Here is a 24,122-nt window from a genome sequence, read left to right on the forward strand (position 1 = left end):
CCCGCAGGACGCAGCAGCGGCAGCGGTTCCGTTGCAGGCAATCGTGCAGCGAGCAGCACAGGCCGACCGACAGGCAGAGATACCCTGCCTGACGATCCAGGGCACTTCGGCGGCCAGCAAGTCGGGCGTGTCGCCGGTCCATCACGTAAGCGATCGGCTGGCCCGGGCGGCGGAAGCCCGGGATCAAAGCCCACGCGAACCGCCGCGACTGCCCGGAGTTCTGCGAACCGCACCGCCATCGCGTCGGTGTGTTCGCGGGTGTCGAATGGCAGCCCGTGTTCCGCCAACAAGCGTTCGAATCTTCGGTCCTGGCTCGCCACGCACCAACCGGTCAACCCGGCGATGGCGAACGACTTCCCACTATCCGGCAGACCGAGAACCCACACCGCCCCCGAGATCTTGTTTCCCTCTTCCTGTCGGTCGGCCGCCCCTCACCCCTTCCCGAGCACGCCATCGACGACCCAGCACCCGCGCGCGTGAACCCGGTCGCCCCGGCAGTGGCCCAGAATCGCCCCGTCCTCGCACCCGGCGTCCTGCAACGCATCCGCGAGAATCGGCAGGCGGTCGAACGCGCGGTCGGCGTAGATACTTTCCGCGAGGCCGACGGCAGTGGTCGTGAGCCACGCGGGGTCGAAGGCGACGGGGCGGAACGGGTTGCCGATGACATCGTGAATGAGGCGAACTTGCTCCACCCGTTCGGCATGGAATCGGCCCTTTGCTGTAATGCCAGCGGACACACTTCCTTGGTCGATGGTTCGCCACGCGATGGCTTCCGCCGCATGGCGTAAAGGGTCCGTTCCGCCACGATATTCCCACGCGACGCCCCCGGCGGCGGCCAGTAACGAGTACAAGTTCGGTATCTGAGGGGCGTCGGGCGGAAGTAGACCGTTCAGGCGGTTATCGGGCTTGTAATCCGTGGCCAAATATCGCTGAACGTTTAACGAGACTTGCGCGTCCTTTTCTTGAAGGACTTCCGCCTGAACGTCGCGCAGTTCATCGAGGCCGATGAGGTCGTCCGCGAACCGCTCGGCGGCCAGGACGGCACGAGCACAACAGTCGATATCAAACAAGTTGGGCACCCGTCGCACGCACGCGCAGTCAATCAGTCGCTGCTTCCGATCGGTCAGTAGGTCGCTCTCGGCAAGAGACTCAAGTGCCCGGTACGGGTCGACGAATGCCAGCCACTCCGCTTCCGTCATCCCTCGCCCTCCGGTGCGATGATGATAATCGGTCTTCCGAGTGGAATCGAGCCCCGAGCGACCCGCTTCGCGCCGGGCGCACGCCCGGGACCGTTCCACGAATTCTCCGCGTGCGGTTGTTTCCCGGCCCGACCGCCGTAAGATGAGAAAAGACTCATGAGACGGCGTCTCATGAGAAATCGCCTTTGAGTTTGCTCCGCCACCGTATGGGACGCGCTTCCGTCGCTCACCTTCCGACCGCACCGCTGCTCAACTGACACAACTTCTACCCCGGTCGGAGAGCTTCCATGCGCCGTCGCGCTGCCTTTACGCTCATTGAGCTGCTCGTCGTCATCGCCATCATCGCCGTCCTCATCGGCCTGTTGTTGCCGGCCGTCCAGAAGGTGCGGGAAGCCGCGGCCCGGATCAAGTGCCAGAACAACCTGAAGCAACTCGGCCTCGCCATGAACAATTTCGAGTCGACGCGGGGCGGGTTCCCTTGCGCCCAAGAGGAGCAGGTCATCGGCGGGGTGAGTTTTGTGAGCTACTGGGGCTTACAACTGATGCCCCACATCGAGCAGGACAACGTCCGGAAGCAGTACAACTTCGGCCAGAAGTACAACCACTCGTCGAACAAGGGCGTCCTCGCCACGCCCATTCAGATCATGACCTGCCCGTCGGCCCCGAACCCCGGCCGCACGGGCACCACGAACTCGGCCGACGAGAGCGGTGTGAAGTACCCGACGGCCGTGGCCGACTACGCCGGGCACTACGGGCCGAGCACGAACCTGTACACCACGAAAGCCAACGGCACGGCCGGACTGGGGTTCATCTCCGGCACGGCACCGGGCGAGACCGAGGGCGTCTTTGGGTCTACCAAGAACCGGTTCGTCCGCATCGTCGAGATTGCCGACGGTACGTCGAACACCATCGCCCTCGCGGAGTCGGCCGGCCGGCCGGACTGGTGGAAGGCCGGCGTGCTGGACCCGGCTTCGACCCCGACGGCCGCGAACTGCGGGTGGGCCGTGCCGAACATGTTCGTCGTGAACGGCTTCCAAGGGGACGGCACGGCCAACGGCCCGTGCATGGTCAACTGCAACAACAATAACGGCATCTACGCCTTCCACACCGGCGTGGCGAACGTGTTACTCGCCGACGGCTCCGTGCGGTCCTTGCAGAAGACGGCCACCGCCCAGACCGTGGCCGCCATGCTCACCCGCATCGGCGGCGAAGTCGTTTCCGGAGACAACTGATGCGATGGGCACTCTTGGTCGTTGGCCTACTCGCGACGGGCGTGGTCGCTCAAGACGAGCCGGCACTGCCGAAGCGGCTTCCCGCGCGGGCAGAGTTGACCCCGGCTCAGTACCAGGCGCTGGCCGCCGACCTGCGGGCGGAGTACCTCAAGCCGGCGAAAGAGTGGCCGAAACCGACGCTGGACGCGGGCGTCGAACACCGCGAGTTGGGCCGGCTGCCGGAGGCGACGCACCCGAAGGACAACCCGCTCTCGAAGGACAAGGCGGAGTTGGGGAAGGCCCTCTTCTTTGACGGCCGGCTCTCGGGGACGGGGCAGGCGGCGTGCGCGAGCTGCCACGACCCGGACCTGGCCTGGGCCGACGGGCGGACCACGTCGTTCGGCCACGACCGCAAGCAACTCCGGAGGAACTCGCCGAGTGTTCTGAACGCGGCCTTCGCGGCGAGCTACTTCTGGGACGGCCGCTCGGCGTCGCTCGAAGACCAAGCCTTGGCCGTCCTCGCGAACGTGGACGAAATGCGGGCCGACGAAAAGACCGTCGTCTCACGGCTGGAGCAGAAGGCGGGCTACCCCGAACTGTTCGAGAAGGCCTACGGCGACAAGGCCGTAACGCTCGACCGCGTGGTGAAGGCGGTCGCCTGCTTCGAGCGAACACTGGTCGGCGGCAAGAGCAAGTTCGATGCGTTCCTGAGCGGCCGGGGCGAATCGCTGACCGACGCGGAAGTCCGCGGCTTGCACCTGTTCCGCACCGACGGCCGGTGTCTGAACTGCCACAACGGGCCGACGTTCTCCGACGGAAAGTTCCACGAAGTCGGACTGAGCTACTACGAGCGCGAGTTCGAGGACTTGGGCCGGTACCGGGCGACGAAGGACGTGGGGGCGTTCCGCACGCCGTCGCTGCGGAACGCCGGCCGGACCGCGCCGTACATGCACAACGGCCTGTTCGAACTGCCGGGCGTGCTCCGGATGTACAACGCCGGGATGCCGACGATCCGCCGGAAGGAATCGCAGAAAGACGACCCGAAGTTCCCGGTGAAGTCACCGCTGCTGAAGCCGCTCGGGCTGAACAAGCAAGACCTGGCCGACCTGGAAGCGTTCCTACGGAGCCTCGACGAACCCGTACGTCGGGTTCGTCCACCGACGATTAGTTCCCCCGATGAACGACTGAAGCCGTAAGCGGGTTCCGTTTACCATTCCCGCCGCGGCGATCGGCTGGTGGCCAGCCACGGTGGCTCACCGAGCCGCGGCCGTCGTCAGGTACCCGCGGCGGTCGCAGAACACACACCCTTCGCCGCGACGGGGCATGCACACGGCCCCGACAGCATGTTCTCGACCCACGCCACGGCCTTCATCACGTCGGCGACGGCAGACCCCACGTCCACCAGCGCGGAGGCCGGGTTTTGTCCCGGTCTGCCGAGGTTCGCCAGTCCATCAACGACCCGACCAGCGCAACGGGGGTTCAAGGCCCCTGTCTCTTTGCGCCCTCTGTCCTGCCGCTCTGAATGCCCTCTATCGGGTGAAAGTTATTTCCCACCTCGATGCTCAATATCCTGCGCTACTTTCATGCCTTACACAACGGGGACACTCTGCCTTTCGCACTAACCTTCGCAAAACGAGCCGTGCGTCATGGAGCCGAAGCCGCCGCGGTGGCCTTTCTGTTTGACCGCCTCGTCGCACAGGATTACGCTGTGGGTCGTGGCGGTCGCACCCGCCACGGACCGTGCCGGCCGGCTCGCGCCGACACGCCCACCGACAGGCGAGCCGCGGGGATTGTTGTGGGCAAGCATGTGGTGTTCGACGACAAGGGGAAGATGCCGTCCGACGTGGCCAAGGCCGCCGGCGTGTTGCAGGTGCTGACAATGCCGACCGGTCTGGACTTCCAAGTCGAGATCGAGATGCCCCCGGAGTTGGAAAAGGCGATGGGCAAAGACCCGCTCCTGATGCAGAAGATGCAGGACGCCGTCAAGGTGGTGTACACGGAGTTGGTCAAGGACCTCGGCAAGAGCTTCGCCTCGTTCGAGGTGGCCGGCCGGTTGAAGCGGGACCTCGTCGACCCCGAAGGCCTGAAGAGCCTGCTCGAAAAGATCAAAAAGAGTGTCGACGAAGAACTGAACTACGCCAAGGATGAGGCCAACAAGGCCGCCCTCGCCTGCTACAATAAGTACCTCGAATCCCGGGCCGAGTACAAGAAGTACAAGATTCAGATCGCCACCAAGGTCGTCGGCGGGGTGATCGGGCTGACGGCCGGCATCGCCACCACCTCCACCGCCCCGTTCACCGGCGGGCTGTCCGGGGCGGTGGCTATCATCGGCATCATCAAGAGCGGCATCACCATCTTCACGGAGATCGGCAGCGCGCTGCTGGAGGTCGAGACGGCGTTCAAGCTGCTGGAGAAGCAGATCGTCATCCTCGAAAAGGCGTTCGTCACCGCCAAGGGCAAGGTGACGACCCTGGGCAAGGCGAACGAGGCGGCCGGGATCGTCCTCAAACAGTTCCTCGGCATTTCCGGGCCGACCATTAAGCAGGCGTCCGAGCAAGTTGAGGTGGTGAAATCCAAGACGCAGGGCATCGACCTCAAGTCGCACGCCCTGGCACAGACGCTGAACAAGGTGATCAAGCAGTCCGAGGCGTTCGAGACCGAACTGCTCAGCCAGGCGTACTTGTCATTGGACGCGAAGGGCGTGTCCGAAGAGGCGATCAGCAAGCACGTCGGGAAGATCAAGGAGCGGCTGCACAAGTCCGTCACCCCGCTCAATCAGAAGCTGATGGACCTGATCGGCGAGATCGGCAAGCTGCAACGTCGGGTGAAGAACATGGAGGCGGCGATCAAGCCAGTGGAAACCAAGGTGAAGGGGCTGGAGGAGCAGCAGGGCAAGGGGTTCGAGGTGTTCGAGTTTGTGCTGTCGTTCTCCGACATCGTGCTGGTGCCGGTGACGGCCGGGGTGAGCGGCGACTGGGCGAACGTCGGCCGGGATTTGGCTATCGCCGTCGGTCAATGGGACTATGACAAGGTGACGGAGCTGGCGCTCGAGGGGACGCCGCTGAAGCGGAAGTGACCTACGCCGAGTCCGAGGCGGGGGGTGGGCCCCCGCCCGAGAGAAGGCACACCGAACCGGAGGATGTACGAGACCCGGCGACGTAACTCGGTCTCGCACTTCCTCGCCCGCCCTGTGGGACAGTACCTTCCCTGGCAAAGCACACGCCGCGGACTGATACCGCTTACGAGGTCCACAGGGAGCGGACTGCCCCAGATGACCTTCCGCCGAGCGTACCTCAACCGCAGTACGATAGAAACGAATTTGACGAAGTAAGCCCGGCGAACCTCGCTCCCAACTCACAGGGGACTGCGAGATAAGCGAGAGATGCGAAGGAAGTCCGCCTAACAGTCTTCGCGACGGGGACCGCGATTACCAGATGCAAACCCGCGGATAGCGCCCTCACGCACCACGTCCGGGAGGCATAGCTCCTCCCGGCGGGCGAGCCCGTCCCGGATGCCGTCGGGCACGGCCTGAAGCGAGTAGGACAGGAGCAACGACGGCCCACGCAGTTATGACTGGATGGGTTGAACGACACCTACTTCTAGTTGGATAAAGCCCGCCCAGTCCGCACAACGGCCCTGGTATTCCCTATCTGAAACGTCTCGTATTTTTTCAGAAACCGACCAAATCCAGAAGCGATGAACTCTCGACCTGTGAATCTGAACAAGTCGTGAGAACGCAATCCGCGGCCTCTGACTTGCTGCCTGTCCCGTATCGTTGTCTTATCCTGGAAATTGGTCTTCTTTGCCTCTTTTCCAGGCTTCGTGTGCCTACCTCAGAGACTCACATCGAATTGTGTGTCACCAGCCGGCTGCTCCTCTCCCAAGCCCCTCTCCCCGGGTACGGCGGTTATTTTCCCTCGCTCAGGAGCAACCCATGCGCAGTCAGAAGGTCCGTCGCGGATTTACGCTGATCGAACTGTTAGTCGTCATTGCGATTATTGCCATCTTGATTGGCCTGCTTCTGCCCGCCGTTCAGAAAGTCCGCGAGGCCGCGGCCCGAGCGAAATGTTCGAACAACCTCAAGCAACTGGGCCTTGCGCTCCACAACTACCACGACACGAACCAGAAATTCATGTACGGCTTCCGAGAGACGGCCGGCGCGACCCAGACGCCGCCGAAGATCGAGAAGATGCGGGAGTGTTGGTTCCAGTTGGCCCTGCCGTACCTTGAGCAGCAATCCGCATTCACCTTGTACCAAGCCGACACGACCGGCTTCAACACGGGCAACACTTACGACCAGTACGTCCACCAGATGACGGGGGCGGAAATCTCGGTCAACATCCCGACGTTGTCGTGCCCGTCTGACGGAAACGCTCCTGGAACGGGGGGGAATGGCAAGACCACCGGGTTCATGTCGAGTTACTCGGTGAGTAACGGCGGGATGACGTGGTCTACCGCCACGTCGCCGGCAACACCGACGCAAGTGAGCACCGTCGACACGGCGGCCCCGGACTGTGGGGGTATGTTCTTCCGCGATTCGAAAGTTCGGATCAGTGACGTTCAGGACGGATCGTCGAACACGCTCATGGCCTCCGAGGGGATCATCCGTGGCACGGCCGTAAGCGGGTCGTGGGGTGAACTCGGCGGCGTGTGGGGCGGTGCCCCGCACGGGGCGTACGGCTTCTCGACGTTCCAACTGCCAAACACGGCGGTGGCGGACCGCGTGTACAAGTGCCGTGCGACGAGCTACATCGGAGCGCCGAACAACGCCCCGTGCGAGGACGGGAACCCCAGTTTGGCGGGCCGTTGGAACTTCGCCCGCGCCTACCACACCGGCGGTGTGAACGCCGTCATGGGTGATGCGTCGGTCCGGTTCGTTCGGAACACGATCGATCTCTTCACCTGGCGGACAATGGGCACTCGCAACGACGGCCAAGTCGCGACCAGCACCGACTGACGCTACCCTTTTCGTCCGTTGTTCTGCGGCCCCCCCGTTGTTGGTGGGCCGCGTTTCTCCACGCCCCTTTCGGAGGATTTGTTCTCGTGATCTCTTTCATTGTCCGTAGTTTGGGTCTGGCCATCGTGACAACGAGCTTCGCGATTGCGGCAATTGGTTGCGGCGGCGGTGGGACCGGCCCGAAGGTGAACACCGTGTCGGGAAAGGTAACGCTCGACGGCGCGCCGATTCCCGAGGGTACGATTTCCTTCCGTAACTTGGCGGGCAACAAGGGGTCGTTCTCAGGCCCGATCGTGAACGGCGACTACAGTGTGAAGGCCGAATCCGGCGAGATGGCGGTCGAAATCCGGGCCACCCGCGTCGTCCCGGACAAGTTCGACACGACCACCAACCCCGGACACAAGGAGCCGGTGATCGAGATGTACGTTCCAAAGGAGTACAACTCGGCCACGACGCTGAAGACCAGCATCACCGGTACGGCGACCCTCCCTCCGTTCGAACTCAAATCCGGAAAGAAGTGATCGGCGGGCTACGTTTGACTCGTCGCCGCTTCGTGGATCTGAGTCGCCGTGGGGCCCGGGAATCCGCTCACTCGTTTTCGGCCGAGCGGATTACCGGGCCTGATCAGGCGTGGCGGCCTGCGTGCCTGAAACTTCGAACTCGATCATGACGGAACCGATGACGTGCGTGTCGAGTAGAAAGCGGAGGCGTGGTCTGTGCGAGGTGTCGCGACGGGGTTCGGTTAGCCCGACGAAAATCAACGCTCCTCGGCCTCGATTCGGGCTAACCGCTCTTTGAACGCCGCCCGGCCCCGCAGTTTGACCCGCATCTGCTCGTGGCTCCCGAGAAGGTAGTTCAAGATGTCCGTGATCGCTTCTTCGGGAGTGAGCCATGAGTTCACGAAATCACCCGGACCGGGACCGGGGATGTACTCGTGAACCGTGACCTGCCATTGACCGTTTTCGTAGTGCAGATACGGGCACGGGGCATCGACAACGGGGCCGTCGATACCCCAATGGCACTCATACCCGTCGATAGAATTGCCGGCCACGGTGTTCGGCTTGCCGACGGTCACGCCGTCCGGGAAGGCGATATGGCCCGGGACGAACGGTTCCGACACGACTAGTCCGGCGGCACGGAGTCGGTCCAGGCAGTATTCGGGAGCCTTCACGCACGAGCCTCTGTGGCCAATTGCCGTCTGACGTTATTCCAACAACAGCACCCCGTCGTGTACCACCAGTGAGCGCGGGAGACCGGCGGCGTTGAGACTGGCCGCGAGGGTCACGGCAAATTGCTGCCAGTCGGATCGCTCGCCGGGGACCAGTGCCCAGAAGTCGTGGTCTTTGTGACCACACGACACGACATCCGCCACCGGCGAAAACGCGAACACGCTGACCGCCCCGGAGTAGTGGCCGATGATGGCGACGTCGTCCGTCTGGAGAACCTGACGCAGCAGGCGACACCAGTTCTCTACGGACTCGCCGACATGGACTGTGCCGGACACATTGTACCGTCGGTGCCACGCCGCCACGGGATGCCTCCGTTGCCGAACGGTTCGCCCTCACCCTACCCGCCCCTATCGCCGGGTCAACGGGCGGGGAATGGGAACGCCGACGTGATGAACAATCGCAATTCTACTTCTTCACCTGGAAGTATCCCCAGATCTCGGCAGTCTGCCCGTCGTCGAGCGTGACGTCCACCCGGTAGCTGGCGGGCATGGGTTGGTCGAACGTCTTGAGCGACACGCGGTCCGGAGCGGCCCCCATCACATTCGTCGGGATCGTCTCCCACTTCGCAAACAGGTCCGTCTGGACGCGGACTTTGAACTCCTTGACGGACGCCGCCTTCGGCCACTTGAGCGAGAGTGAAACGGGTTGACCGGCCTTCGGCACAAGCGGTTCCTGGAGGGCGGTGAAGTGCGTAAACAGGTCGCCGGAGCGGTCCGACGCCTTCTCCGGCGGCTTCTACCCCAGTTTCTCCTTCTGCTTGACGTTCAGTTTCGCCTCGTTGATCCAGAACTGGTATTGGGCGGTCCCCATGACGGTATTGTCGATGGGTTCCGGGTGCGGCAAGCCGATCGTGTGGCCGAGGCCCTCGTGATAGACGACGCAGTCCGAGCCACCGGAGTAGGGCACGCGCCACCCGTCGCCGCTGACGAGGCCCATGCCGTAACCGCCTTTCGCGATGTAGACCGCCCTCGCACCGCCCGATTCCGCGCCCGGAAAGTGCCGACCGTTCAGGGAGACGTTCCCCTCGTGAACGTCTCGGCCGTCGATCGTCCGCACGCGGCGGAAGTCGTCCAATTCACGCCAGTTGATGTCGCTGAGGACGAGCAGGATGGGAAAACCAGCGGTGCCGTCGGGCTTCCATTTCAGAAGGGCCTTCACGTCATCCATCGTCTTATAGAAGGCCCTGTTCTGATCGCCTTGGCGGAAGTCGGCGGCCACCGATTCCGCGACCAAGGGTTTCGGGCGTACGGCGGCTTTGATCTTCGAGCGCCCGTCGAGTTCGCGGTAGTGGAATGCGCTGACCCGGCGGACGTAGTATTCGATCCGGTCTTTCCAGTCAGGGAGTGGCGTGCGGTCCTTGGGTACGAAGTAGGCGACCGTGAGATTGATGGTGCCGATCTCGTGCTGGCCGTCGTAAGTCGTCGGGCCGGCCAGCACGTTTGAGGCAACAGAGAGGATGACGGTGAGGGCAAGGAATCGCATCACAAGTTAACTCGCGAGTGTGACCAAACTCAGTCAAGAAGAGCTGGGTGACGTGGTCCGAACCGACATCCCTCAACCCTGCGCGACATCCTACCGTGATCTACGTCGGCGAGTCCACCACGATTCCCGATGTCACACCCATCACTGCCGCCACAAGTCGCGGCGCAGGTCGGTCTGTTCGTACGGCCGTCGATCCTCTCGCCCGTTGGTCGTCGCTGCTTGTCGCATCAACACGAGGCGGGTAACGCCACCTCTCGGTCGTGTATCCGCAAGAGTTCACACGTTTGGGTTGCGGTCTGCGTCCCAGAACAGAAATCTTCAATCGTGATGCTCAGACTTCGGCAATTTCATCACCGTCCACCCAGAACCCGAACTAGGGTACAGATTTCACCGCGGCTCCGGCGTGGCCCGAACGTCGCGGGCCCCCTTGACTGACCCTTGAGCACCCATGCCTCGCTCTTCCTATCAACAAACCATTCTTCTCATCGCTCTGTGGGCGGCTGCGATCGTCGCCGGGTTTTACGGGTGGGCGCGATACGATGCGACGCCGGGCAAAAAATTAGCCCCGATGCACGATCATGTCCCCGACGGCCGTGCCTTCACGCTGGTCTTGTACCTTCACCCACACTGCCCATGTGCGGTCGCGAGCGTGGCGGAATTCGCCGAGATCGTCGGTCGCGTGAAGGGCGGGTGCCGGTTCCGTGTTGCGTTCGTCTGCCCGCCAGGGGCGGCTCCTGGTTGGGAGCGGACGAAACTGTGGGACCGGGCGAACGCCCTGCCGGGCGTCGAGGTGAACATCGATGCCGGCGGCGAAGAGGCCAAGCGAGCCGGCGCGGCAACCTCCGGCCACGCGGTCCTGTTCGACGCGGCCGGGACGCCGCGGTTCTCGGGCGGCCTGACCCGATCGCGGGGGCAGCGAGGCGCGGCCGCCGGCCGCGAGGCGATTCTCGCGGCCCTCGCAGGGCAAGAGCCGCCGACCGATACCGCAGACGTGTTCGGCTGCCCGTTGCTGGACCCGTCGGATTGTACCAACGTCACGAAATGCCACTCTGAATGAACGTACCATCGCTCCCGTCCTCGATCGACTGCCGCACCGAGACGCTCGCTGCGGCCGCCTGGCAAAAAGTCATCCTTCGCACCGACCGCCTGCTGGCCGGCCTGCTCGTTTTCGAGTGGGCGATCAGCATCGCGCTGGCCCTGTGGGTGTCGCCGCGGACGTGGAGCGGCCTCGACAGTGAAACGCACCCGCACGTCTGGGCGGCGCTGATCCTCGGCTTCGCGATCGTCAGCCTCCCGATCGGTTTCGCACTGTTCCGCCCCGGTGCGGCGGCCACGCGGCACGTCGTCGCGGCCGGGCAGATGTTCATGGCCGGCCTGCTCATCCACCTGTCTGGTGGCCGCACCGAGACGCACTTCCACGTGTTCGGCTCGCTCGCGTTCCTCGCCTTCTACCGCGACTGGCGGGTGCTCATCACCGCCTCTGCCATCACCGCCGGCGACCACATTGCCCGGGGCTTCCTCTGGCCGGAGTCGATCTACGGCACGCCGGTCGGCGGCCAATGGCGGTGGCTCGAACACGCCGGCTGGGTCGTCTTCATCGACCTGTTTCTCGTCTACTCCTGCATCCACAGCCTTCGCGACATCCGCGTCGCGGCCCGGCGTGAAGCCGAACTCGAAGACGCCTGGCAGTCGCTGGAGGCCCGCGTCGCCGAGCGGACGAACGAACTCCGGGCGAGCCAGGAGCAGTTCCGCAGTTCGTTCGACCACGCGGCCATCGGCATGGCCCTCGTCGCCCCGGACGGCCGGTGGCTGCAGGTCAACCCGTCACTGTGCCAGATGATCGGCTACGCGGAGGCGGAACTGCTCGGCGGGCGGTTCCAGGACATCACCCACCCGGACGATCTGGAGGGCGACCTGAAGTTGGTCCGTCAGGTTCTCAACGGCGAGATCGCGACATATCAACTGGAGAAGCGGTACTTCCACAAGGACGGCCAGGTGGTGTGGGCACTGTTGAGCGTCTCGCTAGCGCGGGACGCGACGGGGCGGCCGGTCCACTTCGTCTCGCAGGTTCAAGACGTGACGCAGCGGAAGGCCGCCGAGGACGCACTGCGGGCGAGCGAGGGGCAGAACCGGAAACTCGCGCTCGTCGCCAGTCGGACGACGAACGCCGTGCTGATAACGGGACCGACGAAAGAAATCGAGTGGGCCAATCAGGGGTTCACGCGGGTGTCGGGCTATCAGCCCGAAGAAGTTGTCGGCCGGAACGTGACCGAGGTGCTCCAGGCGTGCGAGGTCGCACAGAACTCGCGGCTGACGGTCCGCCAGACGGACAGCGGGGCCGGGCAGGAGTTCCAGAACACGACGAAGGACGGCCGCCTGTACTGGGTGGAGGTCGATTGTCAGCCGGTGTGGGACGACGAGGGGAAACTCATCCACTTCGTCTTCGTCGCCAACGAGATCACGGCCCGGAAGCAGGCGCAGACGGCCCTCCTGGACGCTAAAGCGGCGGCCGAGGACGCGAACCGCTCCAAGAGCGAGTTCCTGGCGAACATGAGCCACGAGATTCGGACGCCGATGAACGGCATCATCGGCATGACCGACCTCGTGCTGGAGACCGACCTGTCGCAGCCTCAGCGGGATTCGCTCGGCCTGGTGAAGTCGTCCGCCGACGCCCTGCTGACGGTCATTAACGACATCCTCGACTTCTCGAAGATCGAGGCCGGGAAACTCGACCTGGACCCGCTGCCGTTCGGCCTCCGAGACGTGGTCGGCGACGCGCTCAAGGCGCTTGCGCACCGCGCTCACGTCAAGCGGCTCGAACTCGCCTGCGACTTCGCCGCGGACGTGCCGGACGCGGTGGTCGGCGACTTCGGCCGGCTGCGGCAAGTGCTCACGAACCTCGTCGGCAACGCGATCAAGTTCACCGACCGCGGCGAGGTCGTGCTGCGGGTCGAATTCCGGCCGGCACCCGGTGGCGACTTCCTGCTCCACTTCGCCGTCCGCGACACCGGCATCGGCATCCCGAAGCACAAACAGGCCGCCATCTTCGACCCGTTCACCCAGGCGGACGGCTCGACCACCCGGCGGTTCGGCGGCACCGGCCTCGGCCTGACCATTTCGACGCGGTTGGTCGCACTCATGGGCGGCCGCATCTGGGTCGAGAGCGAGCCCGGGCAGGGAAGCACGTTCCACTTCGAGGTCCGCTTCGGCCAGCCCCGCGAGTCGGTCGAGCGGGCGATGTGCCGGCCGGTCGAGAAGCTAGACGGGGCGGCGGTGTTGATCGTGGACGACAACGCCACGAACCGCCGCGTCCTCGACGAGACGGTTCGCCACTGGGGCGTCGTCCCGACGTGCGTGGACAGCGGCCCGGCCGCGCTGAAAGAAATGCGGACCGCGTTCGACGCCGGCCGGCCGTACGCCTTCGTCCTGCTCGACGGCATGATGCCCGGAATGGACGGCCTGACCGTCGCCGAGAAGATCACCGCCGAGCCGGACTTCGTCGGCGCGTCGATCATTCTGCTCACGTCCGGCGATCGGAACGGCGACGCCGCCCGGTGCCGCGAACTCGGCGTGACGGCGTACCTCATCAAACCGGTGAAGGCCACAGAACTGCACCGGGCGATCTACAGTGCCATGCCCGACCGCTCGCGGCCGATCGTCGCCCGCACGAAGCAGCCGGTGACGGTCCCGACCACGCGACCGCTGAAAATCCTGTTGGCCGAGGACAACATCGTCAACCAGCGGGTTGCCGACCTGTTGTTGAAGAAGCTCGGCCATTCCGTGACGATCGCCAACCACGGCGGCGAGGCGGTGGCGGCGTTCGACCGCGAATACTTCGACCTGATCCTGATGGACGTGCAGATGCCGGAGGTGGACGGGTTCGAGGCGACGCAACTCATCCGCGACCGGGACGCGATCGCCGGCACGCAAACGCCGATCATCGCGATGACCGCCCACGCCATGAAAGGCGACCGCGAGCGGTGCCTGGCCGCCGGCATGGACGAGTACCTGACGAAGCCGGTGCAGCAAGCGGAACTCCTCCGCGTCCTCGCGTGGGCGGCGGAAACCCGCGACCGCGGTTCCGCGACGCTGGTTCAAACGCCAGCCCCGGCGCAGACGCCCGCGCCGGCGGCGGCCAACGTGTTCGACCGCCAGGAAGCCCTGGATCGGCTCGGCGGTGACGAGGAATTGTTCGCTGAAGTGGCCGAGGTGTTCCGCTCCGACTCGCCGAAGATGCTCAACGACCTCCGATCCGCCCTGACCTCCGGCGACGCGGTGGCCGCCCGAAGGTCCGCCCACGGCCTCAAAGGTGCCGCCGGGTACGTTGGCGGTACGGCCGTCGTCGCGATCGCCCAACGGCTCGAAAAACTGTGTGAAGAGAACAATCTGATCGCCGCTTCCGACTTAGTGTCGGCGCTGGCCCGCGACGTCGTCCGACTCGCGGACGCGCTGGCCCATCCGACTACCCCCTCACTTGAGCGATGACCCGACCCATGATGACGCAAACTCCCGCACCGGAACTCACGAGCCACTCCCACGGCCTGGACGGCTCGACCATCCTCGTCGTCGACGACTCGCCGGTGGACCGCCGGGTGGCCGGCCGCCTGATCGAAAAGCGAACCAGTTGGCGGGTGGTGTACGCCAGCGACGGCGTAGAGGCTCTGGAAGCCCTCGGCCAGCAGCTACCGGCCGCGGTCGTGACCGACCTTCAGATGCCGCGGATGGACGGGCTGGAACTGATTCAACGCATCCGGGCCGACTACCCGAACGTGCCGGTCATCATTATGACCGGCCAGGGGAGTGAGAAGATCGCCGTCGCCGCGCTGCGGGCCGGTGCCGCCAGCTACGTCACGAAGCGGGCGCTGGCCGCCGACCTCGCCCAGGCCGTCGAGCAGGTGGTGGCCGCGTCGCAAACCGACGACGGGCAGGCAAAGGCGCTGCGGAGCCTGCGGACGCGGACGACCCGGTTCGTGCTCGACAACGACCCGACCGTCGTCACCCCGCTGGTCACGTTCCTCCAGCACGACCTCACGGCCCTCGGCATCTGCGACGCAACGGCCGTGACCCGCGTCGGCATCGCCCTCGAAGAGACGTTGCTGAACGCCATCTATCACGGCAACCTCGGCGTCAGTTCCGAGCTCAAGGCCGTCAACGAGCGGGCGTTCTACGACCAGGTCGCCGAGCGGCGGACGCTGGCCCCGTACCGTGACCGCCGGGTGAAGGTGACGGCCCGACTGACGCCGGACGCGGCGACGTTCGTGATCGCCGACGGCGGCGACGGGTTCGACGTGTCGAAGCTGCCCGACCCGACCGACCCGACGTTCTTCGACCGGCCGAGCGGTCGCGGCATTATGCTCATGCGGGCGTTCATGGACGAGGTCGTGTACAACCCGTCCGGGAACCGCGTGAAACTCGTCAAGAGGCGGGAACGGTGATCGCCCGAACGCCGCATCGTGCCGTTCGAAGATATCGAGTCTCTTGACTGGGGCGAAGCGCCCGAGCCTCACGGGAACAGTCGCGGCCCCGGCAGCCGCATCTGGCACCGCCTGGCGTGGCTGCCCGACGGCAGCTGACTGGCCATCAATCTCGACCTGAACCGCCGCGACCCGCGCTCGAAGTTGCGGGTCGCGGCGGCACGACGAGTTGTTCCGCGCGATCTGCCACGGGCAGCGAGACGACAGACCGCCCGGTTTGAGCCAGAGCCAGTAGAGCATGGCGTCGGACTTCACACTGAAGTCGAAGCGGTGGGCGACGACCCCACGAGCACGCCGCGGGGGCTAGGAAGCCGGTGCGGGGGGCGGAACCATGGCTGCCGTCAACTCGGCCTCGACGATCATCATCTCGTCCTGAATCGATTTGCACCGTGCCCGCGGCAGGGCGTGTCCGTTGGTGCCGCCCCGCGCGGGGCCGTTGTCGATGTACTGGTCGAGGGCGGCCTTGAGCATGTCGAAGATCCCCTTCAGTTGCGTGGCCAACGCCACCCGGGTGGCCCCCTGGACGCCGTCGAGTTTCGCCAGGGCGTCGAATGCCGCCGGCGGCATCTCCTTCTTCACGAACTTGGTCCACTTGACCGCGTCATCGATCGTTGCTTTGTCGGCGGCGTTCGCCTTGTCGATCATGTCCTTCATCATCTTGTCCGCCGCAGCCTTGTTCTTGGACCACTTGTCGCTCTCGTCCCGGAGGGCCTTCATCTTAGCGTCGTCCCCCGGGTTGGACTGGATGTCGGCCGCCTTCTTTTCCAGTCCGGCGAGCGAACCCTTCATAAGGATCACGGTATCGCTGGTGGTGTCGAACGCCGGCAGTGTGGCGAGCTTGCCGCGGTACGACTTGCCGACGTCCATGATCGCCGCCGCCGCCGCGGCCCGCTTCGTCCCCGAGTGGTTGCCGATGCCCTTAATCTTGCCGGTCAGGTTCTCGTCAAATTTCGCGTACAGATCCAGCCAATCCTTCCGGTGCTTGTTCCGGTCGGCGATGCTCTGCCCGAGGTCGGTCTTCATCAGGTCCTCGTAGCCGGTCAGCATGTCCACGAGAGACTTGAGCCTCTCCACGTTCGAGGTGATTGCGGCCATGGTCGGTTGTCCTTCAGAGGTGTCCGGGGTGGGTGAGTTGGGCTGCCTACCCATGCGGGAACGGCCCCCGGAGCCCGCCATGAAATCCGTGAGATTGTCACCCCGAAGCGGGTGACGGCGACCGCCGTTACGGATTCGGCTTCATCATCGTCTCGATCACCTTCTTGTAGTCGTCGCGGTCCCGCAGGAGGGCGAAGTCTTCGTTCTTCGCGAGGCCCTCGGCGTTCTTGAACCCGGCGGCCACGGCCGCCCGGAGCAACTCGACAGCCCGGTCGGCGTTCTCGTCCTTCCGGTCCACGACCCGGCGACTGGCCCGGGCGCAGATCCAGGCGAGTTCGTAGAACTGGTTTCCGGTCCACTTCTCGGCCCGAGCCAACTCGGCGACTTCGGCCGCGGCCTGTGCCAACAGTCCGTTCCGCTCGCGGGAGTGAACCCGCAGCTTGCGGACGCCGGCCTCCTGGTCCTTCGGGCAGAGCGGGACGGCCTGGTCCCAATCGGCCAGGGCCTCACGGTGCTTGTTGAGGGCTTCGTAGGCCCGCGCCCGGCCCACGTGGCTGATCAGAAGAAACTGCCGGGCCTGATCCGACCGGCGGTCCCGGTCGAGAACGGCCTTCAGGGTGTCGATCGCTTTCCCGAGCAGGTCCGCCCCGTCGGCCGGCCGGCCGGCGCGGGTGAGGTGCTTGCCGAGATCACAATAGTTGCCCCCCAGGACGAGTTGGTACTCGACCACGTCCAGGGCATTGGCCGCCAGATTCTCACGGATTTCGAGAGCCTGGCGAAGGCGGCGTTCCTTCAACCCCTTTTCAGGCGGCGTCAGCACGGCCAGGTCGTTGTACGCGTCCCCCAGGTCGCGGCGGTACTCCGCCACGTTCCGGAAATCGGCGACCAGCTTCTCCATGATTTCCAGGAACTGGTCGTACTCCGCCTCCGCGGCCGGCCATCGCTTCTGGAAGGCCAGGTGTTGCCCCAGGAATGCGTAAGTCGAGGCCAACTGCCGGCGGTACGCTGGGGCGTCTGGGAATTGATCCGCCAGTTTCTTGCGAATCGTGATGGCCTCCCGGTAGTGTACCTCGGCCTCCCGGGCGCTCCGCGCCATGTACGCCAGGCCGAGGTTGTGATGGCTCATGCCCAGATCGAGGCGGTATTCCGACTCCTTCGGGTGGTCCGCCGCCAGGCGCGTTTGAATGACGAGGGCCGTCTTGAACTGCTCCAGAGCCGCCTCGAACTGGCCACTCGCTTTCAGCCTGGACCCGAGGTTGTTGTGGCAACCGGCCAGGTTCCGGTGGTGGGTCGGGTTGCCGGGGTAGTCGGCGGCAAGCGCCGCGAACGCCGCTACGGCGCGGCGGTCCGTGGCCTCCGCATCCACCTTGCGACCGAGGCGCGTCTGGATGTGCCCGACCCGCATCGCCGCCCGCCCCGCCCGGAAGCGCGACGCCTCATCGCCCGGCGGTTCCTGGGCCAATTTCTCGAAGTGCGCGAGCAGTTGGGCGAGGATGTTCTTCTGTTCGTCCGTGAGGGGCCGTTGCGTATCGAGGAGCGATTCGCCGATCAGTGACGTGAGCAACGACTCGAGGGCCTGCCGGGTCTGATCGAGGGCCTGTTCCGCCCGTGCCCGCTCGGCGGCCTCCCGCCCGAGCGCGAGTTCCGCCCGCGTCCGCTCCTGCCCTTCTCGCCCGAGGGCCTCCTCCGCCCGCGTCCGCTGGCCGGCCTCCTGGCCCCGCGCGTGGTCCGCCTCCTGCCGCCGCGATTCCGCTTGGATCAGCCCCGCCGTCGTCCCGGCAATGTCGGCCACCAGTGCGAACAGAAGCAGGGCGGCGGCCACTACCTGCGGCCGGTTGCGACGGACGAACTTCCGCACCCGGTAGGCGGCCCCCGGCGGGCCGGCGAGTACGGGTTCGTCGCGCAGGAACCGTTCGACGTCCGTGGCGAACGCGGCGGCCGACTCGTACCGCCGGTCCCGCTCCTTCGCCAGTGCCTTCATGACGACCCAGTCCAGGTCGCCGCGGAGGAACCGGTCGAGCTTCGCCGGCTCCGTCCCGCGGGCGGCCGCGGTGGCGGCGCTCTGGGCCGTGGAACTGAGGCGGTTGCTCGGCGTCGGCGGGTCGGAATCGCGGATCAGCCGCAAGACGTCTTCCAGCGGCGTCTGCTTCGCCGCCTCGTGTTCGATGGGCGTCGTGCCGGTCAGCAGTTCGTACAGGATCACCCCCAGGGCGTACACGTCCGCCCGCGTGTCCACGTCCACAGCGTTGAACGTCGCCTGCTCCGGGGCCATGTACAGGGGCGTCCCGACCACCCCACCGAACTGGGTGAAAAGCGTTTGCTCGGTCAGCCGCAGGTCGCCAGTCGCCTTGGCGAGGCCGAAGTCGATGACCCGAGCGACCGGCCGACCGTCGTGGCTTTCGACGAGGACGTTGCCCGGTTTCAGGTCACGGTGGAGGACGCCCTTCTGGTGTGCGTGATGGACGGCGGAGCAGATTTGCACGAACAGCCGGAGGCGGTCGGGGATCGACAGCCTCCGCTGGTCGCAGAACAGGTTCAGCGGGATGCCCCGAACGAGTTCCATGACGAAATACGGCCGATCGACCCCGACTGCATCGATCTCCGCTGGCCCGGTCGTTCCGGCGTCGAGGAGCTTGGCGATGTGCGGGTGGTCCATCAGGGCCAGGGCTTGCCGCTCGGCCTCAAACCGCACGCGGAACGGCCGCGCGAACTGGTGTTCGCCCCGCACCAGTTTGAGTGCCACCTCCCGCCGGACCGGCTGCTGTTGCTCGGCCCGCCAGACGGTCCCCATGCCACCCTCGCCGATGCGTTCCAGGAGCTTGTACCGGCCGGCGACGACGGTGCCGGGTTGGCCGGCCGGGGCGGCCGCGGTCGGGGCCGGCGGGGCGAGGAACTGGCCGAGGGCCGGTTGGGCCGCGAGCATCCGCTCGATCCGGGCTTTCAGGGCCGTGTCGCCGGCGCACGCCTCAGCCAGGAAGGCGGTTCGCTCACCCGGCAGGCGCTCGAGGGCGGCGAAGAAGATGGATTCGGCCGGGGCCATGGCGGTCGATCTCGGGACGGAACGGGCACCCTTCAATGCGGTATCGGCCGCCGAATCCCGCCACACCGTGGGAAGATTTATTCCTTCTCGTCGAGCAGTTCGGAGTAGAGCCACGACCGGGCGAACAGCCACCACCGCTCGGCCGTCCGCAGCGACACGCCGAGGGCGTCCGCGGATTCCTGGGAAGTCAGGCCGCCGAAGAACCGCAGGGTGACGAGCTTGGCCATCTCCGACTCGGCGGCGGCGAACCGGTCGAGGGCTTCGTTCAGTGCGAGTACCTGGGCCGGGGTGTCCGGCAGCGGGTGCCAGTCGGCCAGTTCGACGCGGGTCCACCCGCCGCCGCGTTTGTCGGCTTGGCGGGCGCGGGCGTGGTCCACGAGGATGCGCCTCATCGCCTCGGCCGCCGCCGCGAAGAAGTGACCGCGGCCGTCCCACCCCGGAGCTTGCTCGCCGCCGACGAGCCGCAGGTACGCCTCGTGGACCAAAGCCGTAGCTTGTAGCGACTGCCCTGGCGATTCGTGGGCCAGTTTGTGGGCCGACAACTTCCGCAGTTCGTCATAGACGAGCGGCAGGAGTTGATCCCCCGCGACCCGGTCGCCGCCGACCGCCTCGCCCAGAAATTGCGTGATCTCCAACATGGAGGCCAATTATAATCGGCCCGAGGCGGGCGTTCCACAACTCGCGGACGCAGCCCAGGAAAGTTCTATCGCCCGTTCCCGGTCGAAAAATGCTTCCATGAAGAGATTCCGCCTTCACGTCCCGCGGTTGCGAGAAGGCTGTGGCGGAGAGCGTGCTCAGCGAAAACCTTCTCCGCGTCAAACTGTCGCGATTCCCGTCGTCGGGTTGTTGCGTGGACGTTTGCAGAAATTGCCGCCCGCCCGCAATGGCAGTCCATCACACTGGCCCGCGAGCACTCGACCAAGAATCGTGGCTCACGAGCTATTTCGTCCGGCCGTCGAGCGGTTATCCAACGGGCTGCGAACCCTGTTCAGAAATGTGTTTGACAGGCCCAAAATAGTCCGCCTCGAACCTGACAATGGTGAAGATGAGAAGTATTTCACGTGAAGAATCGCGTGGCCGGTACCGTAGGTCGTCTCTAACATCTTGTTTATAGACCATTTGACATTGTTTTTCCCGCCCCAATCACACTTCCTACCCACGGGTTGTGCATGCGTCGTCGTCCCGCGTTCACGTTGATCGAGTTGCTCGTCGTCATCGCGATCATCGCCATCCTCATCGGCCTCCTCTTGCCCGCGGTGCAGAAGGTCCGGGAAGCCGCTTCCCGGCTGAAGTGCTCGAACAACCTCAAGCAACTCGGGCTCGCGTACCACGCCTACTGCTCCACCAACAACGACAAGTTGCCGCCGGCGTCGGTGCGAAGCCAGGCGCTGGGCGGGCTGCAAGCGATGAAACACGGCTGGGGGACATTCATCCTGCCGTACATCGAACAGGACGCCCTTCATCGCCAGTACAAGTGGGACGAAGACCAGGCCAGCGCGAACAACCAGCCGATCATCTTGACGCCGGTCAAGATGATGTACTGCCCGTCGAATGGGGTTTCGCCGGAAACCTATGAGTACAACTGGCAAGGAACCGGCGTTTTGTTGCCCGCGGACCAGCGGTGGCGGAGCGCGCGGGGGGACTACATGCCGTGTCAGGGCATCCGCACCGAGTCGTGGGACATGGTCGGCAAACAGCCCGTTTCGAGTGTGGCGACGTTGATCGACGGGGTCAACGACAAGTACATCCGGGATTGCATGCTCAAACTGGCCGACAAAGACATCTTGAGCGGGCATACCCCGATTCTCGCCATCACCGACGGCCTTTCCAACACAATCCTGCTCGGCGAAGGATCGGGGCGACCGCGGTTCATCATCCGCGGCAAGGACTGGACCGACGACGCCAACCGGCCGGGCAACATCGGCACCCCGGGGAATCCGACCGCGACGGCACCCTCGCCCCAAGGCTCTCCCAACACCGGCGTTGGAATGCTCCTCAGCCACGCCGGCGGCTGGGGCGACGCCCTGTCCGCCATGCAGATCTACGGGTCCACGGGGGACGGTATCGGACAGCCCGGCCCGTTCGCGATCAACAGGACGAACGACCACAACTACTACAGCTACCACACCGGCGGAGCCAACTTCCTCCTCGGCGACGGGTCCGTGCGGTTCCTCCACGAGAGCACGCCGACCGGTCTGATCATTGACATGCTCACGAAGTCGCAAGGCGAAGTCGTCGCCTTTGAATAATATCGAGGTTCCCGTGACCAAAATCTCGTTCCGTCGGGGGTGGGCGGCCGTTGCCTTCGCCTCGCTCTTGGCCGTCGGGTGCAGCAACAGCGACGGCCGGGTTCCGGTCAACAAGACGACCGGAACACTGGTGTGGGCCGGCCACAAAGTCCTGGGACTCATGGTCGTCCTGCACCCGACCGATCCGGCCGCCCCCAAATTACCGACGCTCCTCACCGGAGCCGTGCGGGCCGATGGCGGCTTCTCGATCACGTGTTACGACGTGTCCGACGGTGCCCCCGCCGGTGAATACATTGCGACCATCCGCGAGGCCCCCATGCCCGACGGCGCGGCCAAGGTGGCCCTACCTCCGGCCAAGTATCTCGACCCCAAGTCGTCCCCGCTGCGCGTGCGGATCGAGAAGAAGCCCGTGAACGAATTGCTACCGCTGACGATCTCCGAATAATTCGTCCCGAGAACTCCATGCCCCCCGCCCTGAACGTCATCGAACGCCCGGTCGCGTTTCACCTGGCCGTGAACGTGACGGACCTGGACCGGTCGCTGGCCTTCTACCGCGTCTTATTCGGCGCGGAACCGGTCAAGTGTTATGCGGACTACGCGAAGTTCGAACTCGCCGACCCTCCGGTGGTATTCTCTCTCGTGCCCACCTTGGCCAAGGCCGGCGGGGCCATGTCCCACCTTGGCCTCCGGCTCACGTCCGAATCGGCGGTACGGGCGGTTCAGAAGCGGTTGGAGGCCGCCGGAGTGCGAACCCGGGAGCAGAACGGTACTCGGGGGTGTTATGCCGTCCAGACCAAGGTCTGGGTCGAGGACTCAGACGGTCACCAGTGGGAAGTCTACATCGTTTCCGAAGACCTGCCCGGCGGCGACGTAACAGGCATCCGTCAGGGCTTACCGGCGACCGGCGGCGATGATTCTCCTCGCGTCGTCGTCTACAAGGGGCCGTTCCGGGATCTGACGGACGGCGAGGGCCGCACGTTTCCCCGCGGCGAGTCGGTGACCGTTCCCGCGGCGGTGTGGGAGAATCTCCGCCAGGGGCCGGCGGCCGACCAGTTCGTGTTCGGTGCCCCGACTCCTGCGACTGTTACGAGCCGGCAATGTTAACCGCACGGAGCCGTCGATGAGCGCCGTTCTAAGCCCGGTCACCCCGGCGGACGTTTCGAAGTTCCACTTCTCCCTGTGGGTGGCCGACCTGGGCCGGACGGTCGCGTTCTACCGCGTCCTCTTCGGACGGGAGCCGCATAAATCGTACCCGGATTACGCCAAGTTTGAGGTCGAGGAGCCGCCGCTCGTCCTCTCCTTTCTGCCCCAGCCGGCCCCGCGTGGCGAGTCACTGAACCACGCCGGCCTTCGCTTGCCGGACGCGGCCGGGTTGGTCGAGGTGCAACGACGGTTGGAGCGGGCCGGTTACTCCACGATCCGGGAGGACGGGGTCGAGTGCTGTTACGCCCTCCAGACGAAATTCTGGGTCACCGACCCCGACGGCGTGCGGTGGGAGGTCTACACGGTTCACCAGAACTTGGGCCACTACGGGCGAACCCACTCGCCCGTGGCCGTGCCCGCGTCTGCCGATCCGATCGGCGGTGCCGTTGACGGCTGCTGGACCCACGCGCTTCCCGATCCGTTCCCGGTGCGTCTCCCGTTCGAAGATGCCTCGCTCGACGGTGTGACCCTACTCAACACGTTCAATTCGGCCGGCGGTCCGGCCGCTTTCGCTCACGCCCTGGCCGAGTCGGCCCGGACGCTCCGCCCGGGCGGGCGGCTTACGGTCCGCGGCCTGGCGGGCGATCGCCCGTACCCGGGCACCCCAGACTTCCCCGGACTGTCCGCCAAGTACCGATACGTTCCCGTCCCGGGTGAACCTCTTGCTGCGATCGCGGCCGCCGGATTCCGTGACATTGAGATCGAGACATGGAAGGAAGCGTGCTGCGTCGGCGATACGAGTGGCGTCAACCTTCGAACGCTGAGTTTGACCGCCTGGAAGACGGCCGGTAACGATCTTCCGGCCGTCTCGGCGCGGTACGAAGGCCCGTTCGCCCGCATGACCGACGACGACGGTATCGTGTTTCTCCGCGGGGTGGCCGTGCCGGTGTCCGCGGGCCGTGCTGAACTCCTTCGCAAGAGCGCGGCCGGGTCGGCATTTCATTTCGCCCCCTTGAACTGAGCCGGCGAGCACCGCGTACTCA

At 65.3% G+C, this 24,122-nt stretch carries 20 protein-coding genes; 12 read left to right on the top strand and 8 right to left on the bottom strand.

The window, feature by feature from the left end; translation table 11 throughout:
• Window positions 1-431: 431 nt before the first annotated feature.
• The gene (locus PX52LOC_RS43210) at window positions 432-1,199 is read right to left on the bottom strand and encodes a hypothetical protein (protein WP_246173608.1); all 768 of its coding nucleotides are present in this window, start codon (window positions 1,197-1,199) and stop codon (window positions 432-434) included.
• Between the two features lie 287 nt (window positions 1,200-1,486).
• Between PX52LOC_RS43210 and PX52LOC_RS38860 the strand changes: the two genes are divergently transcribed.
• The 5 genes from PX52LOC_RS38860 (at window position 1,487) to PX52LOC_RS38880 (ending at window position 7,888) form a co-directional block, all read left to right on the top strand.
• Entirely contained in the window at window positions 1,487-2,431 is a 945-nt protein-coding gene (locus tag PX52LOC_RS38860) for a DUF1559 domain-containing protein (protein WP_149115123.1), read from the top strand.
• Window positions 2,431-3,606, top strand: a complete 1,176-nt coding sequence (locus tag PX52LOC_RS38865) for a cytochrome-c peroxidase (RefSeq protein ID WP_149115124.1) — start codon at window positions 2,431-2,433, stop codon at window positions 3,604-3,606. The genes PX52LOC_RS38860 and PX52LOC_RS38865 overlap by 1 nt, the downstream gene beginning before the upstream one ends.
• A gap of 599 nt (window positions 3,607-4,205) precedes the next feature.
• Entirely contained in the window at window positions 4,206-5,486 is a 1,281-nt protein-coding gene (locus PX52LOC_RS38870; RefSeq protein ID WP_149115125.1) for a hypothetical protein, read from the top strand.
• An 858-nt stretch (window positions 5,487-6,344) separates the two neighbouring features.
• Entirely contained in the window at window positions 6,345-7,367 is a 1,023-nt protein-coding gene (locus tag PX52LOC_RS38875) for a DUF1559 domain-containing protein (RefSeq protein WP_149115126.1), read from the top strand.
• Between the two features lie 86 nt (window positions 7,368-7,453).
• The gene (locus PX52LOC_RS38880) at window positions 7,454-7,888 is read left to right on the top strand and encodes a hypothetical protein (protein ID WP_149115127.1); all 435 of its coding nucleotides are present in this window, start codon (window positions 7,454-7,456) and stop codon (window positions 7,886-7,888) included.
• Window positions 7,889-8,124: 236 nt separating this feature from the next.
• Here the strand turns inward: PX52LOC_RS38880 and PX52LOC_RS38885 are convergent, their stop codons facing one another.
• The 4 genes from PX52LOC_RS38885 to PX52LOC_RS38900 form a co-directional block, all read right to left on the bottom strand.
• On the bottom strand, window positions 8,125-8,538 hold the full coding sequence (locus PX52LOC_RS38885) for a hypothetical protein (RefSeq protein WP_149115128.1): 414 nt from the start codon (window positions 8,536-8,538) through the stop codon (window positions 8,125-8,127).
• 33 nt (window positions 8,539-8,571) lie between these two features.
• Window positions 8,572-8,898 (bottom strand): hypothetical protein, encoded by a 327-nt coding sequence (locus PX52LOC_RS38890; protein ID WP_149115129.1) that lies wholly within the window; start codon window positions 8,896-8,898, stop codon window positions 8,572-8,574.
• Between the two features lie 103 nt (window positions 8,899-9,001).
• Complete coding sequence (locus PX52LOC_RS38895) at window positions 9,002-9,259, bottom strand: hypothetical protein (RefSeq protein ID WP_149115130.1); 258 nt, start codon at window positions 9,257-9,259, stop codon at window positions 9,002-9,004.
• A 72-nt stretch (window positions 9,260-9,331) separates the two neighbouring features.
• The gene (locus PX52LOC_RS38900; RefSeq protein ID WP_149115131.1) at window positions 9,332-10,078 is read right to left on the bottom strand and encodes a hypothetical protein; all 747 of its coding nucleotides are present in this window, start codon (window positions 10,076-10,078) and stop codon (window positions 9,332-9,334) included.
• Between the two features lie 448 nt (window positions 10,079-10,526).
• On the opposite strand from PX52LOC_RS38900, the gene PX52LOC_RS38905 reads away from it, so the two are divergent.
• The 3 genes from PX52LOC_RS38905 to PX52LOC_RS38915 are packed head-to-tail and all read left to right on the top strand — an operon-like array spanning window position 10,527 to window position 15,513.
• The gene (locus tag PX52LOC_RS38905) at window positions 10,527-11,135 is read left to right on the top strand and encodes a thioredoxin domain-containing protein (protein WP_149115132.1); all 609 of its coding nucleotides are present in this window, start codon (window positions 10,527-10,529) and stop codon (window positions 11,133-11,135) included.
• Window positions 11,132-14,563, top strand: a complete 3,432-nt coding sequence (locus PX52LOC_RS38910) for a PAS domain-containing hybrid sensor histidine kinase/response regulator (protein ID WP_149115133.1) — start codon at window positions 11,132-11,134, stop codon at window positions 14,561-14,563. The genes PX52LOC_RS38905 and PX52LOC_RS38910 overlap by 4 nt, the downstream gene beginning before the upstream one ends.
• Before the next feature lie 8 nt (window positions 14,564-14,571).
• Window positions 14,572-15,513, top strand: coding sequence for a response regulator (locus PX52LOC_RS38915; RefSeq protein WP_246173609.1), 942 nt, complete (start codon window positions 14,572-14,574; stop codon window positions 15,511-15,513).
• Between the two features lie 342 nt (window positions 15,514-15,855).
• Here PX52LOC_RS38915 and PX52LOC_RS38920 read toward each other — a convergent pair whose 3' ends face one another.
• The 3 genes from PX52LOC_RS38920 to PX52LOC_RS38930 form a co-directional block, all read right to left on the bottom strand.
• Window positions 15,856-16,647, bottom strand: a complete 792-nt coding sequence (locus PX52LOC_RS38920) for a hypothetical protein (RefSeq protein WP_149115134.1) — start codon at window positions 16,645-16,647, stop codon at window positions 15,856-15,858.
• A 127-nt stretch (window positions 16,648-16,774) separates the two neighbouring features.
• The gene (locus PX52LOC_RS38925) at window positions 16,775-19,687 is read right to left on the bottom strand and encodes a serine/threonine-protein kinase (protein ID WP_149115135.1); all 2,913 of its coding nucleotides are present in this window, start codon (window positions 19,685-19,687) and stop codon (window positions 16,775-16,777) included.
• 77 nt (window positions 19,688-19,764) lie between these two features.
• The gene (locus PX52LOC_RS38930; protein WP_149115136.1) at window positions 19,765-20,325 is read right to left on the bottom strand and encodes a sigma-70 family RNA polymerase sigma factor; all 561 of its coding nucleotides are present in this window, start codon (window positions 20,323-20,325) and stop codon (window positions 19,765-19,767) included.
• 531 nt (window positions 20,326-20,856) lie between these two features.
• On the opposite strand from PX52LOC_RS38930, the gene PX52LOC_RS38935 reads away from it, so the two are divergent.
• Genes PX52LOC_RS38935 through PX52LOC_RS38950 form a run of 4 tightly spaced genes read left to right on the top strand, consistent with a single transcriptional unit; the run spans window position 20,857 to window position 24,100 of the window.
• On the top strand, window positions 20,857-21,936 hold the full coding sequence (locus tag PX52LOC_RS38935) for a DUF1559 family PulG-like putative transporter (protein ID WP_149115137.1): 1,080 nt from the start codon (window positions 20,857-20,859) through the stop codon (window positions 21,934-21,936).
• 13 nt (window positions 21,937-21,949) lie between these two features.
• Window positions 21,950-22,381 carry a hypothetical protein gene (locus PX52LOC_RS38940; RefSeq protein ID WP_149115138.1) on the top strand — a complete coding sequence of 144 codons (432 nt, stop codon included), beginning with the start codon at window positions 21,950-21,952 and terminating at the stop codon, window positions 22,379-22,381.
• Between the two features lie 17 nt (window positions 22,382-22,398).
• A complete protein-coding gene (locus PX52LOC_RS38945; protein ID WP_149115139.1) occupies window positions 22,399-23,040 on the top strand; it encodes an ArsI/CadI family heavy metal resistance metalloenzyme in 642 nt (213 codons plus the stop codon).
• Between the two features lie 16 nt (window positions 23,041-23,056).
• Window positions 23,057-24,100: an ArsI/CadI family heavy metal resistance metalloenzyme gene (locus PX52LOC_RS38950; protein ID WP_149115140.1), complete on the top strand. Its 1,044-nt coding sequence runs from the start codon at window positions 23,057-23,059 to the stop codon at window positions 24,098-24,100.
• The last annotated feature ends 22 nt before the right edge of the window (window positions 24,101-24,122 follow it).

Source organism: Limnoglobus roseus (assembly GCF_008254045.1).
GTDB lineage: Bacteria > Planctomycetota > Planctomycetia > Gemmatales > Gemmataceae > Limnoglobus > Limnoglobus roseus.

Bases quoted from the DNA above. Each gene is read 5' to 3' on its own strand.
- PX52LOC_RS43210 (WP_246173608.1), bottom strand. From the start codon at position 1,199: ATGACGGAAGCGGAGTGGCTGGCATTCGTCGACCCGTACCGGGCACTT.
- PX52LOC_RS38865 (WP_149115124.1), top strand. From the start codon at position 2,431: ATGCGATGGGCACTCTTGGTCGTTGGCCTACTCGCGACGGGCGTGGTC.
- PX52LOC_RS38900 (WP_149115131.1), bottom strand. From the start codon at position 10,078: ATGCGATTCCTTGCCCTCACCGTCATCCTCTCTGTTGCCTCAAACGTG.
- PX52LOC_RS38925 (WP_149115135.1), bottom strand. From the start codon at position 19,687: ATGGCCCCGGCCGAATCCATCTTCTTCGCCGCCCTCGAGCGCCTGCCG.
- PX52LOC_RS38860 (WP_149115123.1), top strand. From the start codon at position 1,487: ATGCGCCGTCGCGCTGCCTTTACGCTCATTGAGCTGCTCGTCGTCATC.
- PX52LOC_RS38905 (WP_149115132.1), top strand. From the start codon at position 10,527: ATGCCTCGCTCTTCCTATCAACAAACCATTCTTCTCATCGCTCTGTGG.
- PX52LOC_RS38920 (WP_149115134.1), bottom strand. From the start codon at position 16,647: ATGGCCGCAATCACCTCGAACGTGGAGAGGCTCAAGTCTCTCGTGGAC.
- PX52LOC_RS38945 (WP_149115139.1), top strand. From the start codon at position 22,399: ATGCCCCCCGCCCTGAACGTCATCGAACGCCCGGTCGCGTTTCACCTG.
- PX52LOC_RS38910 (WP_149115133.1), top strand. From the start codon at position 11,132: ATGAACGTACCATCGCTCCCGTCCTCGATCGACTGCCGCACCGAGACG.
- PX52LOC_RS38875 (WP_149115126.1), top strand. From the start codon at position 6,345: ATGCGCAGTCAGAAGGTCCGTCGCGGATTTACGCTGATCGAACTGTTA.
- PX52LOC_RS38935 (WP_149115137.1), top strand. From the start codon at position 20,857: ATGCGTCGTCGTCCCGCGTTCACGTTGATCGAGTTGCTCGTCGTCATC.
- PX52LOC_RS38930 (WP_149115136.1), bottom strand. From the start codon at position 20,325: ATGTTGGAGATCACGCAATTTCTGGGCGAGGCGGTCGGCGGCGACCGG.
- PX52LOC_RS38950 (WP_149115140.1), top strand. From the start codon at position 23,057: ATGAGCGCCGTTCTAAGCCCGGTCACCCCGGCGGACGTTTCGAAGTTC.
- PX52LOC_RS38915 (WP_246173609.1), top strand. From the start codon at position 14,572: ATGATGACGCAAACTCCCGCACCGGAACTCACGAGCCACTCCCACGGC.